The sequence below is a fragment of the Hydrogenophaga soli genome, from assembly GCF_054777695.1.
The window spans coordinates 126,426-141,843 of sequence record NZ_BAAHAK010000009.1; the positions used below are offsets into that span (position 1 = coordinate 126,426).

Annotated in this window: 16 protein-coding genes and 1 riboswitch; of the genes, 4 read left to right on the top strand and 12 right to left on the bottom strand. The window is 66.6% G+C overall.

The window, feature by feature from the left end; translation table 11 throughout:
- Positions 1 to 24: 24 nt before the first annotated feature.
- From ACYVB7_RS16150 to ACYVB7_RS16160, 3 genes are read right to left on the bottom strand one after another with little or no spacing between them, the layout of a single operon-like run.
- Entirely contained in the window at positions 25 to 1,119 is a 1,095-nt protein-coding gene (locus tag ACYVB7_RS16150) for an alpha-hydroxy acid oxidase (protein ID WP_460509474.1), read from the bottom strand.
- Between the two features lie 21 nt (positions 1,120 to 1,140).
- Positions 1,141 to 1,833, bottom strand: coding sequence for a PKHD-type hydroxylase (locus ACYVB7_RS16155; protein WP_460509475.1), 693 nt, complete (start codon positions 1,831 to 1,833; stop codon positions 1,141 to 1,143).
- Positions 1,834 to 1,840: 7 nt separating this feature from the next.
- Positions 1,841 to 4,129 (bottom strand): TonB-dependent receptor, encoded by a 2,289-nt coding sequence (locus tag ACYVB7_RS16160; protein WP_460509477.1) that lies wholly within the window; start codon positions 4,127 to 4,129, stop codon positions 1,841 to 1,843.
- A gap of 237 nt (positions 4,130 to 4,366) precedes the next feature.
- Between ACYVB7_RS16160 and ACYVB7_RS16165 the strand changes: the two genes are divergently transcribed.
- Entirely contained in the window at positions 4,367 to 4,783 is a 417-nt protein-coding gene (locus ACYVB7_RS16165; RefSeq protein ID WP_460509478.1) for a hypothetical protein, read from the top strand.
- On the opposite strand, the gene ACYVB7_RS16170 is transcribed toward ACYVB7_RS16165, so the two are convergent.
- The gene (locus ACYVB7_RS16170) at positions 4,775 to 5,152 is read right to left on the bottom strand and encodes a DUF423 domain-containing protein (RefSeq protein ID WP_460509480.1); all 378 of its coding nucleotides are present in this window, start codon (positions 5,150 to 5,152) and stop codon (positions 4,775 to 4,777) included. The genes ACYVB7_RS16165 and ACYVB7_RS16170 overlap by 9 nt on opposite strands.
- 339 nt (positions 5,153 to 5,491) lie before the next feature.
- Between ACYVB7_RS16170 and ACYVB7_RS16175 the strand changes: the two genes are divergently transcribed.
- On the top strand, positions 5,492 to 5,902 hold the full coding sequence (locus ACYVB7_RS16175; RefSeq protein ID WP_460509481.1) for a hypothetical protein: 411 nt from the start codon (positions 5,492 to 5,494) through the stop codon (positions 5,900 to 5,902).
- Positions 5,903 to 6,006: 104 nt separating this feature from the next.
- Here the strand turns inward: ACYVB7_RS16175 and ACYVB7_RS16180 are convergent, their stop codons facing one another.
- Both ACYVB7_RS16180 and ACYVB7_RS16185 read right to left on the bottom strand, forming a co-directional pair.
- Complete coding sequence (locus tag ACYVB7_RS16180) at positions 6,007 to 6,492, bottom strand: GNAT family N-acetyltransferase (protein ID WP_460509482.1); 486 nt, start codon at positions 6,490 to 6,492, stop codon at positions 6,007 to 6,009.
- Positions 6,493 to 6,499: 7 nt separating this feature from the next.
- Positions 6,500 to 7,321, bottom strand: coding sequence for an acyl-CoA thioesterase (locus tag ACYVB7_RS16185; RefSeq protein ID WP_460509483.1), 822 nt, complete (start codon positions 7,319 to 7,321; stop codon positions 6,500 to 6,502).
- A gap of 144 nt (positions 7,322 to 7,465) precedes the next feature.
- A riboswitch (cobalamin riboswitch) is annotated at positions 7,466 to 7,676 on the bottom strand.
- Between the two features lie 75 nt (positions 7,677 to 7,751).
- On the opposite strand from ACYVB7_RS16185, the gene ACYVB7_RS16190 reads away from it, so the two are divergent.
- Positions 7,752 to 8,807, top strand: a complete 1,056-nt coding sequence (locus tag ACYVB7_RS16190; protein WP_460509484.1) for a S49 family peptidase — start codon at positions 7,752 to 7,754, stop codon at positions 8,805 to 8,807.
- A 59-nt stretch (positions 8,808 to 8,866) separates the two neighbouring features.
- On the top strand, positions 8,867 to 9,598 hold the full coding sequence (gene rquA, locus ACYVB7_RS16195) for a rhodoquinone biosynthesis methyltransferase RquA (protein WP_460509485.1): 732 nt from the start codon (positions 8,867 to 8,869) through the stop codon (positions 9,596 to 9,598).
- A 27-nt stretch (positions 9,599 to 9,625) separates the two neighbouring features.
- On the opposite strand, the gene ahpF is transcribed toward rquA, so the two are convergent.
- The 6 genes from ahpF to ACYVB7_RS16225 form a co-directional block, all read right to left on the bottom strand.
- Entirely contained in the window at positions 9,626 to 11,215 is a 1,590-nt protein-coding gene (ahpF, locus tag ACYVB7_RS16200; protein ID WP_460509486.1) for an alkyl hydroperoxide reductase subunit F, read from the bottom strand.
- Between the two features lie 456 nt (positions 11,216 to 11,671).
- On the bottom strand, positions 11,672 to 12,235 hold the full coding sequence (gene ahpC / locus ACYVB7_RS16205) for an alkyl hydroperoxide reductase subunit C (protein WP_460509487.1): 564 nt from the start codon (positions 12,233 to 12,235) through the stop codon (positions 11,672 to 11,674).
- Between the two features lie 142 nt (positions 12,236 to 12,377).
- Positions 12,378 to 13,814, bottom strand: a complete 1,437-nt coding sequence (locus ACYVB7_RS16210; protein ID WP_460509488.1) for a serine/threonine protein kinase — start codon at positions 13,812 to 13,814, stop codon at positions 12,378 to 12,380.
- Positions 13,811 to 14,563: a metallophosphoesterase family protein gene (locus tag ACYVB7_RS16215; RefSeq protein ID WP_460509489.1), complete on the bottom strand. Its 753-nt coding sequence runs from the start codon at positions 14,561 to 14,563 to the stop codon at positions 13,811 to 13,813. The genes ACYVB7_RS16210 and ACYVB7_RS16215 overlap by 4 nt, the downstream gene beginning before the upstream one ends.
- Positions 14,564 to 14,621: 58 nt before the next feature.
- Positions 14,622 to 15,110 carry a hypothetical protein gene (locus ACYVB7_RS16220; protein WP_460509490.1) on the bottom strand — a complete coding sequence of 163 codons (489 nt, stop codon included), beginning with the start codon at positions 15,108 to 15,110 and terminating at the stop codon, positions 14,622 to 14,624.
- A gap of 21 nt (positions 15,111 to 15,131) precedes the next feature.
- Entirely contained in the window at positions 15,132 to 15,341 is a 210-nt protein-coding gene (locus tag ACYVB7_RS16225; protein ID WP_460509491.1) for a hypothetical protein, read from the bottom strand.
- Between the last annotated feature and the right edge of the window lie 77 nt (positions 15,342 to 15,418).

Consider the following 15,418-nt stretch of genomic DNA (forward strand, 5'->3'; position numbering starts at 1 on the left):
ATGGGGTTCATTGTAAATGAGAATCTATCGCATTTGAAGGGGTGGCGTGTACAAGTGTTCCCCCGTGCAGCCCTCGGGCGACGACACGCCGCACAGCGCCATGGCGGCCTGGAACTCGTCCAGCAATTGGCGGATGACGTGGGCCACGCCCATGGCCCCGGCGTGGGCCAGGCCGTGCAGCACGGGGCGGCCCACCAGCACGGCATGGCCCCCCAGGCTGAGGGCCTTGAACACGTCGGTGCCGCGGCGCACGCCGCCGTCCACCAGCACGCTGAGGTGCTGGCCCACGGCCTGCGCAATGGCGGGCAGGGCGTGGGCGGTGGGCAGGGCGGTGTCCAGGGTGCGGCCCCCGTGGTTGGAGACGATGACACCCGCGGCCCCGTGGTCGAGCGCCCTGCGGGCGTCGTCGGGGTGCAGGATGCCTTTGAGCAGCACCGGCAGCCGGGTGTGGCGGTTGAGCCAGCGCACATCGTTCCAGGTGGGGGCCTGGGCCAGCAGGTCGGCCAGGGCGGTGGGCGCGGGCGTGCCGGGCAGGTTGACGGCGCGGATGCCCGGCGGCAGCGCAAAGCCCGTGCGCCGCTCCTGGTCGCGCACGCCGTGCACCGGGGCGTCCACCGTCAGCACCAGGGCTTGGTAGCCCGCGGCTTCGGCGCGGGCCACCAGGGCCAGGGTGTCCTCACGGCGGGGTTGCAGGTAGAGCTGCAGCCACAGCGGGGCGGAGGCGGGGCCGGGCTGGTACACCCGGGCCACGTCTTCCAGCAGGCAACTGGCCTGGGTGCTGAGCACCAGCCCGGCCTGCTGGGCACTGGCGGCCAGGGCGGTGGCTTGTTCACCGTCGGGGTGGGCCAGGCGCTGGTAGGCCATGGGGGCCACCAGCAGTGGGTGGGGCAGGGTGTGGCCCAGCACCTTCACCCGGGTGTGGCTGTGTTGCAGCGGCTGCAGCACCCGGGGGCGCAGGCGGATGTCCTGCCAAGCTTGCAGGTTGGCGTGGTGGGTGAGCTGGTCGGCGGCGGCGCCGCACAGGTAGGCCCAGGCCGGGTCGTCCAGCACGCGGCGGGCGGCGGCTTCGTGGTCGGCCAGGTTGACGATGTGCGGGGCCACGGGGGTCAGGGCTTGCATGGTGGGGGCGGGCCAAAGGGCTCAGGTTTCGGCCCACATGCGCAGCAGGTTGTGGTATGTGCCGGTGAGTTGGGTGGCTTCAGGGGTTTCGCCATGGCGCTGGCGCAGGGCGAGCAGGTTCATGTCCAGGTCGAACAGCAGGCGGCGCTGTTCGTCGCTGCGCACCATGCTTTGCACCCACAAAAAGCAGGCCAGCCGGTGCCCTCGGGTGACCGGGGTGACCTGGTGCAGGCTGGTGCCGGGGTAGAGCACGGCGTGGCCCGCGGGCAGCTTGACGCCGCGGGTGCCGTAGGTGTCGCTCACGGTGAGTTCGCCGCCGTCGTAGTCGTCGGGGTCGTTGAGGAACACGGTGCACGACACGTCGGTGCGCACGTACTCGGTGCCCCCGCCGTCAGCGGTCTTGAGGCGGATGGCGTTGTCGATGTGGTTGCCGTAGGCGTTGGCCTCGCCCCCATAACGGTTGACCCGCGGGGTGAAGATGCGCAGTGGCAGCGCCGCGCTGAAAAACAACGCCGACTGGTTCAGCCCCGCCAGCACGCGCTGGCGGACGAAGGTGGCGGCCTCGCAGTCGTGCGGCAGCTGTTCGTTGTGCTTGACGGTGCGGGCCTGGGGGCCCGCGCTGCCCCGCCCGTCTTCCCAGGGGGCCTGGGCCAGCAGGCTGCGGATGCGGGTGAGGTCGTCCGCCGACAGGATGTGGGGCAGCGTGAGCAGCATGGTGGCATCAGAACTTGATGTTGGCCGTGACTTGCAGCGTGCGCCCGGCTCCGGGGATGTAGTGGCCGGTGTAGAGCTGGTCGCCATACAGCTTGTTGGTGGCGTTGGTCAGGTTGGCCTTGAGGGTGAGCTTGTCGGGAATCCAGGCGTATTCGGCCATCAGGTCGATGGTGGCCCAGCCCGGCACTTCCCAGCCGGGGTTGCGGTTGGGCGTCTGGCGGCCCCGGAAGTTGACGCCCGCACCCACCCGCCACAGCGGGGTGAGGGCGTAGGTGGTCCACACCGAGCCGGAGTGGTAGGGCGTGAGGCTGGGGCGGGTGCCCTGGCCTTCGGAGCCCGCCACGCCAATGTCGATCTTGGCCACCGGCATCCACACGTAGTTGGCAAACACCTCCCACTGCGGGGTGATGCGCCCGGCCACTTCAGCCTCCAGGCCGGCCACATGGCGCTTGCCCGACAGGGTGACCAGGCTGCTGTCCGGGTCGGTGTTGCGCTCGTGCAGCTTGGTGGAGCGGAAAGCGGCAAACCGGGTGGTCCACTGCTTGTTGGCCGATTCCAGCTTCACGCCCACTTCCATGTTGATGCTCTGCTCCGGCGGCACGTTGACGTTGGCTGAGCTGAGGGAATACGCGTCGCCCGAGGTGTTGAACGAGGTGGCCGCGCTGGCGTACCAGGTGGTCAGTTCGCTGGGCTGGTACAGCGCGCCAATGCGCTTGCTCCACTCCGACACCTTCATGCGGTAGTGGGTGGTGGTGACGGGGCCTGCCGCGGTGGTGGGGATGGCAAAGCTGTCGTAGTCGCCCGTCAGGCTGTCAAAGCGCAGCCCGGCCAGCAGCTTCCAGGTGGGGCTGAGTTGCACCATGTCCTGGGCGTACACGCCATAGCCCTTGGATTTGTAGCGGCTGGTCTGGCGCAGCACACGGCTGCCTTCGTCCACCCAGTTGCTGCTGGTGACGCCACCCACCGTGGTGGTGGCCTTGGTGGGCACCACGCCGCCTTGGGCCGCGGTGCGCGCGCCATACACCACCTTGTCTTCCTGGGCAAAGTCCACCCCGGCCAGCACCTCGTGCCGCAGGCCACCGGCGTTGAACTTGCCGCTGTAGTCGGACTGGATGTACAACGTGTCCAGGTTCTGCACCTTGAGCTGATTGCCCCGGTTCAGCACGGTGCTGGGGCCAAAGGTGTCCAGCCCTGCGGCCTTGCCACCGGGTTGGGCCGAGGCGGCGGCAAAGCGGATGGTGGAAGCGCGCATGTCCCGCTCGTACTGGCCCTTGCGCACCTTGGTGACGAGTTCGTTCTCGCGGTCAAAACGGTGGGTGTGGGTGAAGCCCACGGTGTTGGCGCTGCCGTGGTTGCGGTCGCTGTCCATGCCTCGGTAGGTTTTTGGGTCCAGCGGCAGGTAGGTGGCGGTGCTGGCCGCGGCGGTGGCGGTGGGGCGAATCCACGGGAGCCCATAGTTGATGCCGTTGCGGTTTTCCAGGCTGAAGAAGCTGGCCGAGAACTCGTCCCGTTCGCCAATGCCCCAGCGGTAGGTGCCGGCAATGCCGTGTTTGTCGATGCGGTTGCCCGCGCCGTCGTTGTCGGCGGTGTTGACCATGGCGTTGAGGCGCAGCGCGGCGCTGTCGCCGGTTTTCAGGTTGAAGTCGCCCACCACCCGCTTGAGGTTGTGGCTGCCCACGGTCACGTCCACCTGGTGTTCGTCGATCAGGCGCGCCGCCTTGTTGACCATGTTGACCGCACCGCCGGTGGAGCCGCGCCCGAACAGCATGGACGCCGAGCCGCGCATCACCTCCACCCGGTCGAAGTTGAAGGTGTCGCGCTCGTAGAAGGCGGGGTCGCGCATGCCGTCCACAAACACGTCGCCCGAGCCTTGCAGCGAAAAGCCGCGCAGCTTGATGTCTTCTTCCCCGCCCTCGGCGGCCTGGAAGCTGATGCCGCCGGTGGTGGCCAGCACCTCTTTCAGGGTGTCCAGGTTGCGGTCGTCCATCACCTTTTCGGTCACCACGGTGACGGACTGCGGCACGTCGCGCAGCAGCTGTTTGCCTTTGCCGATGGTGACCTCGGTGGCGCGCACGCTGTCCTTGCCCTCGGGGGCTTCGGCGGCTTCCTTCACCACCACAGTGGACAGGGTCTTGTCCGCGGGCGCGGTCTGGGCCATGGCCGTGACCGACCCGGCCAGCAGCAACGCACCCAAGGGCAGCAGGGTGGTGTTGATTGCTATTTTTTCAGTAGCTGCTTGCGCTTTTTTTGAAAGCGCTGGAGCCGATTTTTTCTTGAATTTTTGGGTGTGTCGCATGGTGCAGTGGCCTCAGAAGTTGCTGGCTGGCTGATGCACACCACACCCCACCCGTGACGGCGGGTGAACGGCGGGACACTGGCTGGCTGGAAGGCCTCCATTGTCTCATTCAAATGAGAATAAATCTTGTTTGTGCGGTTTTTAAATGCGAATGTTTCTCAACTGTGATGCAAAATGACCACACCGTCGGGCCCATCCCAAGGCCTGCTGATCCACTCATTGACATCGGAGACCGTCATGACCCTTTCGCTGTGCAATCCGTTGGCCGACACCTTGCACCCAGACGCAGGCGGGCCGTCGCCACTTGGGGGGACGGGTGAGGACCTGGAGCACCTGCTGCTCATCCGGCGTCTGGCTGCTCTGCAACAACGCGTCAGCCAACTGGTGTTGAGCTACGAAGCCCAATTGGCCCACTGGAAGCACCAGCTCATGCGCCAAAGCGTGCGTTTGATGCTGGAGCGCACCCGGGCAGATTGGGGCCTGGTGGTCACCCCCAGGCCTGAGCACGCACCGCGCCAGGGTGCGCAGCAGGTGCTGGTGCAAGCCCAGGCAAGGGCCGTGGTGTGCCGCACGGGTTGCCAGATGGACGGCGACCACTGGCGACAGGGCGACCAATGCCGCCTGAGCGGGCAGGACTGCGCCGATTCAGCGTGAGCGCCAGCCCGCCACCGCCAGCGCCGCCCAGCCCAGCATGAGGCAGGTGCCGCCCATCGGCACCACATACACCGACGGCCCGCTGTGGATGCCCGCCAGGATGCGCAGCCCGTACAGCCCGCCCGCAAACCCCAGTGCGCCCAGCACAAACAGGCCCCCGGCCAGGTTCAACCAGCGCGACGGTGCCTGGCGCTGGGCCAGCGCCACGCCCAGCAGGGCCAGCGCATGCACCAGCAGGTACTGGTTGGCCGTGTTGGCGCGGCTGACGGCCACGGCCAGTTCATCGGCCGGGACCAGGGCGGGCAGGCCGTGTGTGCTCCAGGCGGCCACAGCCACCCCCACGGTGCCCAACAGGCCGGAAAGGGTCATCCAAAGGCGATGCATGGGTGAATGCTCCTGAAAAGGGATGGATTTTTGCAAATCAAAACTGGACTTTACGCTTTTGAACAAAGCGCAAGCAGCTAGCAATTTTGAGCCGCGTCGTGCCTCAGTGTGGTCAATGCCAAGCCGCAATCTGCTCAATCCCGCTGAACGGGGTGACCACGGCTGTGAAAATGAATGCTGTTGCTCACGCCTGTTGGAAAACGGAGTGCAGGCGTCATCCTGTGGGGCTCGGAAGCGCTGCCTGGTGCGGCTCGGCGGCGATGGCATCAGGCACAAGAAAATGGCACTTGTGTCCTCCAATCAACCCGACGTTGAAAGGCCCCCATGGCATCGCTTCCCACGAAGCTTTTGAAAGACGTGTACTGGTCTTTCGCCGAGCCGGTTCCGCTTTCGCCCGAAGCCTTGGTTGCCGTGGTGCGCGAATACGCCGTTGAACTTGAACTGCCGGATGGCTCGTCAACCCTGCTGCAGCCACTGCCGTTTGCCGATGTCCGCATCCGTTATGCCCACAGCGACCGCACCGAAGGTGGTGAATGGTGCGAGGTCACTCAGGCGCTTCGGGTGGTTGCACCGCCAGCCAACCTGCTCACGGGCGCAGACCTGCTGTGGGAGCTGCATGTTGCTTGTCATTCGACGGTCGGGGCCGACGATCGCCACTGCTTTGAGGGCTTTGAGCGGGTGTCCCCGCCGGGCGGTGGTGGGGCTGCGGAGTACGAGGTCATCTTGGGCAGCTGAATCGCACGTTCGCCCCGCGGATCGTGTAACGCCGCTTTGGCGCGGATTCCTCGGTGTGTGAACCAAGGGAGAGATTTTTGATGAAAAAATGGCACCTACCGCTTTCATAAAAAGCGCAGGGTGCTATGAAAATTGATGTTCTGGATGGGTGCCAGCCCGGCCCGCACCATGCGCAGGCGGCCCGGGTGGGCGTCGGGCAGGATGGTCAGGCCCAGCCTGCGGGCCATGGCCACCATGGCGGGGTGGCCGTGTTCACACACCAGGGTGGCGGGGGGCGGTTGGTGGGCACCCCCCAGGGCCGCAGCCAGCAGGGCGGTGCCCATGCCCTGCCGACGGGCGGCGGGCAGCACGGTGAGCGCCAGTTCATGCACCGCGTCCGCGCCCGTGGGGGCCAGCTGCAGCAGGCCCAGCAGGCCGGTGTCACCCGGTCCCCAGGCCCCCAGCCACAGCCCGTGGTCCAGGCGCACCTGCTGCGCCCAGGCCATCACCCGCTCGTCGCTCATCGGCAGGCCGAAGCGTTGGTAGCGGTCGTTGGCGTCCAGGGCCAGCACATGCAGCAGGCAGGCGCTGCGGTGGCCCGGACCCAGCACGCCCAGGTCAGTCGTCCACCGACACATACACCAAGCCCGCAGAGGTGCACAGGTGGCGCTGGCCGCTGGTGGGCGATTCAGCCCACAGCTCGGCCTGCACGTGGACCGAACGCCGCCCCACGCGGCTGACCTGCGCCAACACCTCCACCACGTCGCCCACGCGGGCGGGGGCCACAAAGTCCATGCGCTCGCTGCTGGCCATCACCACGGTGCGGCGCACCTGGCGGGTGGCGGCCACAAAACCGGCCTTGGCCAGCCAGGCCATGGCCGGACTCCCGTGCAGGATGCCCCGGTGGTTGGCGTGGCCGGGAAACACGATTTCGGCCACCCGCACCCGGCCGGGCTCGGTGGTTGGTGCCTCGGGGTCAGCTGGGGGCGTGGGCGGCGAGGTGGGGGCCGATGCGGCCTGGGTCACCATGACGAATTCGCCCGACAGGCAGCGGGTGCGCTGCCCGCTCAGCAGGTCTTCCGCCACCAGTTCGGTGGCCACGGTCACCGAGCGGCGGCCTTGCTTCAGCACATGGGCGGTGCATTCCACCAGATGGCCCGCCGGGGCGGGGGCGGCAAAGTCCAGCCGACTGACCGCCGCCGTGACCACGCTGCCACGCAGCACCTGGCTGCCGCGGATGAAGGCCAGCCGGTCCAGCATGGCCAGGGCCGCGCCGCCAAACAGCGTGCCATGGTGGTTGGACTGGTCGGGCCACACCATGTCCACCGCAGCCCAGGGCTGCCAGGAGGGTTCGGGCGGCCCGGGCGGGGTCGGGGGCGTGGGGGCGGTCGGGGTGTTGGCGTCGGGTGCGCAGGGGGGTAGGCAGGGGATGGTGGTCAAGCTCAGGTCCTCCAACAGGGGTCATGGAGGGGCAAGGGCTGGCCAACATCGTTCGCGCGCAGACACGCCCGCCGTGCCCGGCCAAAGGGGGCCGTGCACCGCGGAACAAACGACACTCGCACAGGGACACCCCGCCCCAAACACAGGTCACATCACCTCGGGGCAGGTCTCCTGGCTCTCGGGTCGTTGTCGTGCTGTCGGCCTTCCCGGCCTTGGGGCCAGTGGCATGGATGGACAGCGGACTCGCCGATCACAGTTGCGGGGGCAGCCACAGCTTGGGTTGGGGTTCCAACCGTTCTGTCGTTCCCTTTTCATTTTTGCCGTTGAGCAAAAAACCGCGAGGTGAATTCAGTGTATCAGTGGCCCCTGGCCGGGCAGGGGTCGGCGCGCTTGTGGCAGAGTGCGGCTGTTTTCACAAGGGAATGGCCCAATGTTCAAATTCCTGACCGCCTGGCGGTCCCGCCCAGCCCACACGCCTTCGGTGGAGGCCATGCTGAACCAGCCCACCGACAACGCCGAACAAACCCTGGCCCTGCTGGCCAAGACCTTTGTGCTGGACCAGCAGCGCCGCGAGGCCGAGGTGCGCCGCGCCGCGCGCTTCCGCCGTTGGATGGTGGGCTCGCTGGTGGTGGGCTCGCTGGCCGTGTACGCCGTGCTGGCGGCCAAGGCCCTGCTGCCGCTGCCAGGGGTGACGGCCACCGAGCCTTCGGTGGGCCTGGTGCGGGTGGAGGGGCAGATCAGCGCCACCGCCAAGCTGGCCTCGGCCGAGAAGGTAGGGGCCGCCCTCAAACGCGCCTTTGAAGACGAGCGGGTGCAGCGCGTGGTGCTGTACATCGACTCGCCCGGCGGTGCCCCGGTGGAGGCCGAACGCATCATGGACGCCGTGGCCCAGCTGCGGGTCAAGCACCCCAAGCCGGTGCAGGCCGTCATTGGCAACCTGGGAGCCTCTGCCGGGTACATGGTGGCCTTGTCGGCTGACGACATCGTCAGCGCCAAATACTCGCTGGTGGGCTCGGTGGGGGCCATCTTGCAAAGCTGGGACGTGCATCGCGTGCTGGAAAAGTACGACGTCAAGGCCAAAACCTACGCCTCGGGCCACCTCAAAGGCATGCTCAACCCCTTCGAGCCCACCACCCCCGAAGCCGAGGCCAAGGCCCAGGGTCTGGTGGACGAAATGGGCCGCCAGTTTGCCCACCTGCTGACCGAGCGCCGCGGGGCCAAGCTGAAGCAGCCGCCCGAGTCGTACACCAGCGGTGAGGTGTGGGGCGGCCAGGAGGCCCTGGCCCTGGGCCTGGTGGACCGCAACGCCACGCTGGAGGTGTTGATGGCCGAACAGCCCGACCTGAAACTGGTGGACTTTGGCCCCTTCGACCGCAAACCCGGCTGGCTGCCCAGCTGGTTGCAGTCCCTGGCACGCGGGGCCGACGCCCTGGGCACCCTGGCCGATGCCTTGCCCGCAGCGCGTGGTGCTGGAAACCTTGAATGAAATTGGCCTCTGTCGCTTTTAAATCAAGCGCAAGCAGCTACTGAATTGATAGTGTCTGTGTGAAAGCCCCCGACCCCCGCCACGCACCCCCCATTCCCGCCTACCTGCGCGAAACCTACCCCTGGGCCTACCTGACGCCGCGTGCGGTGCGGGTGTTCGAGCGGCAATGGCTGGTCAACCTCATCCTGTGGGGCCAGTTCGCCCGCCTGCGGGACGCGGCGCTGGACGCGCTGACCCCGGCCCTGGGCGGGCAGGTGCTGCAAGTGGCCTGCGTGTACGGCGACCTCACGCCCCGCCTGGTGCAGCGCCTGACCCCGGGCGGTCATGTGGCGGTGGTGGACGTGGCGCTGATCCAGTTGGACAACCTGGCGCGCAAGCTGCAAGCGCTGAAACCGCCCCCGCAGTCGCGTGAGTCGGTGGGGGCAGGGCCGGTCAGCCTGCAGTGCCAGGATTCGGTGGCCCTGTCGTGGCCCGACGCCAGCCAGGACGCCGTGCTGCTGTTCTTTTTGCTGCACGAACAGCCCGAAGACGTGCGCCGCCGCACCCTGGCCCAAGCCTGGCGGGTGCTGCGCCCCGGCGGGCGGCTGGTGGTGGTGGACTACCACCGCCCCGCCGCCTGGCACCCGGCCCGCTGGCTCATGGGCGCGGTGCTGCGGTGGCTGGAACCTTTTGCCTGGGACCTGTGGCGCCACCCGGTGACCCACTGGCTGCCCCCCGAGGCCCAGCCCAGCGCGGTGGAGCACCGCACCTGGTTTGGGGGGCTGTACCAGCGCGTGGTGTTCACGCGCTGAGCGGCGCCGCCGCCGCGGGAAGCGGAGTCAAGCCGCCACAGGCGTGCGGATCAGGTGGTCAAAGGCGCTCAGCGCGGCCTTGGCTCCTTCGCCGGCGGCGATCACGATTTGCTTGTACGGCACCGTGGTGCAGTCGCCCGCGGCGAACACGCCGGGCAGGCTGGTGTGGCCCTTGGCGTCCACCACGATTTCGCCAAACCGGCTCAGCTCCAGTGTGCCTTTCAGCCATTCGGTGTTGGGCACCAGGCCGATCTGCACGAACACGCCTTCCAGCGGCAGCAGCTGTTCCACACCGCTGGTGCGGTCCTTGAAGCGCAGGCCGTTCACCTTGCCGTCGGCCCCGGTGATTTCGGTGGTCTGGGCGTTGGTGTGGATGGTCACGTTGGGCAGGCTTTTGAGCTTGGTCACCAGCACGGCGTCGGCCTTGAGCTGGTCGGCAAACTCCACCAGCGTCACGTGGCTGACGATGCCGGCCAGGTCAATGGCCGCTTCCACGCCCGAGTTGCCGCCGCCAATCACCGACACGCGCTTGCCCTTGAACAGCGGGCCGTCGCAGTGCGGGCAGTAGGCCACGCCTTTGTTCTTGTACTCGGCCTCGCCGGGCACGTTGACGTTGCGCCAGCGCGCCCCGGTGCTGAGGATGACGCTACGGCTCTTCAGCACGCCGCCGTTGGCCAGGTGCACTTCGACCAGGCCGCCCTCGGTGGCGGCGGGAACCAGCTTGGCGGCGGTTTGCAGGTTCATGATGTCCACGCCGTAGTGGCGCACCTGGGCTTCCAGCGCGGCGGAGAACTTGGGGCCATCGGTTTCCAGCACCGAGATGTAGTTTTCGATGGACAGGGTGTCGTTCACTTGACCGCCCATGCGCTCCACCGCAATGCCGGTGCGGATGCCCTTGCGGGCAGCGTACACCGCGGCGGCGGACCCGGCGGGGCCTCCACCGACGATGAGCACGTCATACGGGGCCTGGGCCGACAGCTTGGCGGCCTCTTTGGCGGCGGCGTTGGTGTCCAGCTTGGCCACGATTTCCTCCACCAGCATGCGGCCCGAGCCAAACACCTGGCCGTTGAGGAAGACCATGGGCACGGCCATGATGTCGCGCGCCGTCACCTCGTCCTGGAAGCCACCGCCTTCGATCACCGTGGTCTTGACGCGGGGGTTGAGCACCGCCATCAGCGACAAGGCCTGCACCACGTCCGGGCAGTTGTGGCAGGTGAGGCTCATGTAGACCTCGAAGTTGAAGTTGCCATCCAAGGCCTTGATTTGCTCGATGGTGGCCTGTTCCACCTTGGGCGGGTGGCCGCCGGTCCACAGCAGGGCCAGCACCAGCGAGGTGAACTCGTGCCCCAATGGCAGCCCGGCAAAGCGCAGCGACAGGGCTTGAGCGCCTTCCTCCCGGCGAACCAGCGCGAAGGAGGGCTTGCGCGCATCGGTGCCGTCAAAGCGCACGGAAATCTTGCCGCCCGACACCTCCACGATGTCCATCAACAGCTGCTGCATCTCGGCATCGGCCTCGGTGGGGTTGATGGCGTTGTTCAGGCTGGCCACCAGCTCAAACGGCAGGGTGACACGTTCCAGGTAGGCTTTGAGCTGGGCTTTGAGGTTGTCGTCGAGCATGGTGGTTTCCTTGTGGGCGATGGGGCGGCCCTGTCGGGTGAGGACCGCGATGGATGAAGTATAGGTTTGAGCTATTGATGCATTGATTTGTTATTTAAAAGCTATCGATAGCCAAAATCCATCAGGGACATGCTGCGGCCCGGTTGGCGTGCGGGGGGCGCCGGGTGGCAAAAAGGAATTTTTGCGAGGAAAAAATGCTTCCACCGCTTGTTTTGAAAGCGCAAGAAGCTATGAAAATTGAAGCAACTGCTCGTGGGCGCCTGCCAGTCCACACGACGTTCCCCCAATGCCCGTCTGGCAGGGCATGCAACCCCCCAGGCAAGGGAATCCTGAACACCCCTGATTGGCCGGGCCGTTTCGCTGCGCCCCAAAAGAAAAAAGGCGCTGCCCGAACAGGCAGCGCCTTTTGAAGCCATCCCGCCACAAAACAGGCGGGTCAAGCAGAGGAAAAACGGATCAGATCTTGCCGACCAGGTCGATGGAGGGTGCCAGGGTCTTGGCGCCTTCTTTCCACTTGGCGGGGCACACTTGGCCGGGGTTGGCTGCAGTGTACTGGGCAGCCTTGAGTTTGCGCAGGGTTTCGGACACGTCACGAGCGATTTCGTTGGAGTGGATTTCCAACGTCTTGATGGTCAGCTCGGGGTTGATGACGAAGGTGCCGCGCAGCGCCAGGCCTTCTTCGGGGATGTGCACGCCAAAGGCGTTGGTCAGGGCGTGGGTGGGGTCGCCCACCAGGGGGAACTTGGCCTTGCCCACGGCGGGGGAGGTTTCGTGCCACACCTTGTGCGAGAAGTGGGTGTCGGTGGTGACGATGTAGACCTCGGCACCGGCCTTCTGGAACTCGGCGTAGTTGTCGGCGGCGTCTTCGATTTCGGTGGGGCAGTTGAAGGTGAAGGCGGCCGGCATGAAGATCAGCACGGACCACTTGCCCTTGAGGGACTGCTCGGTCACTTCAATGAACTTGCCGTTGTGGAAAGCCTGGGCTTTGAAGGGCTGGACTTGGGTGTTGATGAGGGACATGAAACGACTCCTGTTGAGTGGGTTGGGACCAGAAAGCACACGCTTGGTTTCAGCGTTGGGGAAAGTATAGGAGCGATCTATCGGTCTGCCGCTTTGTTATTCCTAACCTATTGATAGGCGGAATTTATGGCGCGGCGCGGACTCAGTTGCCCAGCTGTTCAAACGGCAGTTGCTGCTTCACCAGGATGACGGTGCAGGGCGCATCCATGGCCACCTTGATGGGTACGGTGGCCACAAAACGCTGCATCTGGATGCCGTGGGTGGCCGCCCCCATGACGATGATGCTCACGTTGTTGCCCTCGGCGTAACGCACCAGGGCTCCGGCCACGTCGCTGGACTCGAGCACATGAAACGAGGTCTGGTGGCCGCTGAGGTCCAGCGGTTCGGCCCATTGCCGCATCAGGGTCAGGTAGCGGCGGTGGACGGTGGTTTCGCTTTTCGAGGCGTCGGTGCTGCTGGTCTGGCCCGAGGAGATGACCGTCACGCAGGCCAGCCGGGCGCCGGGCCGTATGCCCAGCGAGCGGGCCACCGCCTGGCGCAGCGAGTACAGCGTGGCGTCGGTCACGTCATGGTGGGGAATGGCCACCATGATGATGGGCACTTCCTCGATCTGCTGCGTGGGCATGGGGCTGGGCTGGTAGTGCTTGCCCGCGGCCCGCAGCCAGCGTTTGAAGTGCACCCAGAAGCCCGTGCCCCGGGTGCGGCGGCCCCGTGCCGTGACCTTGACCTGGTCGGGGTTGCTCAGGTCCAGCGCCAAGTGGGCTGCCGACGGGTAGCGGTGCGCTGCCTCGGGCTCCAGGCAGCGCATCACCACCTCCTGGAACCACTCGGGCAGGTCGGGACGGTGGGCGCGCAGGGGCTTGGGGTCCATCCACAGGCGTTGGCGCAGGCCCCCGGCGGTGGTGGGGGCGCCAAAGGGCAGCTCGCGCACGGCCAGTTCGTACATCATCACGCCCAGGGCAAAGATGTCGCTGCGGGGGTCGCCGCGCACGCCCACCACCTGCTCGGGGGCAATCCAGGCAGGCGAGCCCACGGCCTTGCGCAGTTCCTCGGCCAGCAGGTCGGGGTAGTGGGCGTGGCAGGAGAGGCCAAAGTCCAGCAGCACGGCCGAGCCGTCGGGCCGGATGAGCACGTTGGCGGGTTTCAGGTCCAGGTGGCAGGCGTTCTGCTTGTGCACGCTGTGCAGGGCCTTGGCCACGGCCATGCCCAGCTGGGCCATGTCCTGGGGCGACAGGGGGGGGGATTTCTCGCCCGGCTGGGGCAGCCAATGGTCCAGCGTGCGCCCGGGCACGTACTCCATGACCAGGTAGGGGATGTGGTCCAGGTCTCCGGCGGCCACAAAACGCGGCACATGCGGGCCGGTCAGCACCTGCATCAGTTGGTGTTCCACCTCGAAACTGACGATGTTCTCGGCCCCGTCGGAAGCGGTCATGCGGGGGATTTTCATGACCATGGGGAAGCCCGGATCGATGGCCCCGTGTTCGTAGTGCACGGCGTAGATGTGCGCCATGCCCCCGGAGTGGATGCATTCGTCGATCACGAACCCGTCGAGCAGGGTCCCCGGGGTCAGCAGTTTCATCGGCCTTCTTCCAGTCGGCGGGCGAAGAACTCGGGCAGGCCCGCCTGACGCACGGCGGCAGCGGCGCCTTCGTGGTCGTAGGGTACGCGGTGGAAGGTCAGGCGCGACTGGGTGGTGTCAAACAGCGCGTACATGGCCAGGGGCCGCCCATCGCGGGGCTGGCCCACCGAACCCACGGTGGCAATCCAGCGGCGGTGGGCGGGCGTGGGGATGGGCACCCCAGCGGTGGGGGCGAAACGCATCAGGTTGCGGCCATTGCCTTGGTAGAACAGGGTCTGCTGGTGCACATGGCCGCCGAACACATAACGAACTTCAGGTTTGATCATGGCCGCTTCCAGGCTGGCCTGGGCGGCGCGTTCGTCTTCCACGTAGCGCCAGCGGCCCGGGGCATCGGCACTGGCATGCACAAAGAAGCACGCCCCCTGGGTGGCGATGAGGGGGCGGGTGCGCAGAAAGGTGTGGTGGTGCATGTCCAACTGGGCATGCGTCCAGGCTGCGGTGGTCTCCCCCACCTGGACCACGGTGGGCGGTGGGGCCACAGCCATGGCGTCGTGGTTGCCTTGCACCACGATGGCGCCGCGCTCGGCCTGCTCCATCACCAAGTCCAGCACTTCAGCCGGGTGGGCTCCATAACCCACCAAGTCGCCCAGGTACACCTGTTGGTGCACCTGCTGCGCTTCGGCATGGGCCAGACAGGCTTCCAGCGCATGGAGGTTGGCGTGCACATCGGAAAACAAAGCCAGCTTCATGCGGTGACGGCTTTCAGTGAAGGGGTGCGACGGGGGGGAGGGCGGCGTGTCGGGCGCGTCAGTGGACGTTGAGGGCCTTCTTGAGCTCGGCCACCGCCTGCTTGCCCAGCGCCTCGGTCAGGCGGGGGAGCAGGGCCACCAGGTCGTCATACCCCGAGGCGGCCTCAATCGCCAAGTTCAGCTTGAACCCCCGAAGGCCCAGGCCTGCGGTGAGCCGCGTGGCGATGGGGTAGGCCAGTTGGTAACGCTCCATGGGGCTGAGGTAGGGACCCTCGTCCACCGGTTCGGAGGGGAGGTCGACCGGGGGCACGGTTTCTGAGGGGAGCTGTGGCGGCGGTTGATGGGTGTCGGCCGCCACCAGGAACCCTTTGGTCACCAGGTCGGTGACGTCGTCTGGGGTGGTGCCCAGGGCCGCGGTGGACTTGAGCACCTCCGCGGCAGTGCGCTGGCCGTCAAACAGCAGGAACACCGAGCGCTGACGCGCACTCAGCGCGGACGAGCGTTGCTTGAACGCCTGTTGTCCTTCTTCGGTCTTGAGGTAGCGCACAAGGTGTTCCGAGGGGGGCGGTCAGGGCTTTTTCTCTTCGGTCGGCGCGGCAGCAGGGGCCGCTGCCGGTGCGGGCGCTGCGGGGGTCGCAGGTGCCGCAGCGGCTGCCGGGGGATGGGCCTCTTCGATGCCATGCTTTTCGCCGCTCATGTCGATGTCGCCACCGCCCTTGATGAGGATGAACATGGCCAGAGCAGCGAAAAGGATGAAGCCGATGATGATTTTGATCATGGTGCAATGGATTGAATATGAATGACAGATAAAAATCAAGGGTCCATGCCGCTGGGCATGGACCCTTGATCAGCGAC

Excerpts from the sequence above, each read along its gene's own strand:
- ACYVB7_RS16165 (WP_460509478.1), top strand. The coding sequence starts at position 4,367 with ATGACCCTTTCGCTGTGCAATCCGTTGGCCGACACCTTGCACCCAGAC.
- ACYVB7_RS16225 (WP_460509491.1), bottom strand. The coding sequence starts at position 15,341 with ATGATCAAAATCATCATCGGCTTCATCCTTTTCGCTGCTCTGGCCATG.
- ACYVB7_RS16170 (WP_460509480.1), bottom strand. The coding sequence starts at position 5,152 with ATGACCCTTTCCGGCCTGTTGGGCACCGTGGGGGTGGCTGTGGCCGCC.
- ACYVB7_RS16160 (WP_460509477.1), bottom strand. The coding sequence starts at position 4,129 with ATGCGACACACCCAAAAATTCAAGAAAAAATCGGCTCCAGCGCTTTCA.
- ACYVB7_RS16155 (WP_460509475.1), bottom strand. The coding sequence starts at position 1,833 with ATGCTGCTCACGCTGCCCCACATCCTGTCGGCGGACGACCTCACCCGC.
- ACYVB7_RS16190 (WP_460509484.1), top strand. The coding sequence starts at position 7,752 with ATGTTCAAATTCCTGACCGCCTGGCGGTCCCGCCCAGCCCACACGCCT.
- ACYVB7_RS16150 (WP_460509474.1), bottom strand. The coding sequence starts at position 1,119 with ATGCAAGCCCTGACCCCCGTGGCCCCGCACATCGTCAACCTGGCCGAC.
- ahpC (WP_460509487.1), bottom strand. The coding sequence starts at position 12,235 with ATGTCCCTCATCAACACCCAAGTCCAGCCCTTCAAAGCCCAGGCTTTC.
- ACYVB7_RS16215 (WP_460509489.1), bottom strand. The coding sequence starts at position 14,563 with ATGAAGCTGGCTTTGTTTTCCGATGTGCACGCCAACCTCCATGCGCTG.
- ACYVB7_RS16210 (WP_460509488.1), bottom strand. The coding sequence starts at position 13,814 with ATGAAACTGCTGACCCCGGGGACCCTGCTCGACGGGTTCGTGATCGAC.
- ahpF (WP_460509486.1), bottom strand. The coding sequence starts at position 11,215 with ATGCTCGACGACAACCTCAAAGCCCAGCTCAAAGCCTACCTGGAACGT.
- ACYVB7_RS16175 (WP_460509481.1), top strand. The coding sequence starts at position 5,492 with ATGGCATCGCTTCCCACGAAGCTTTTGAAAGACGTGTACTGGTCTTTC.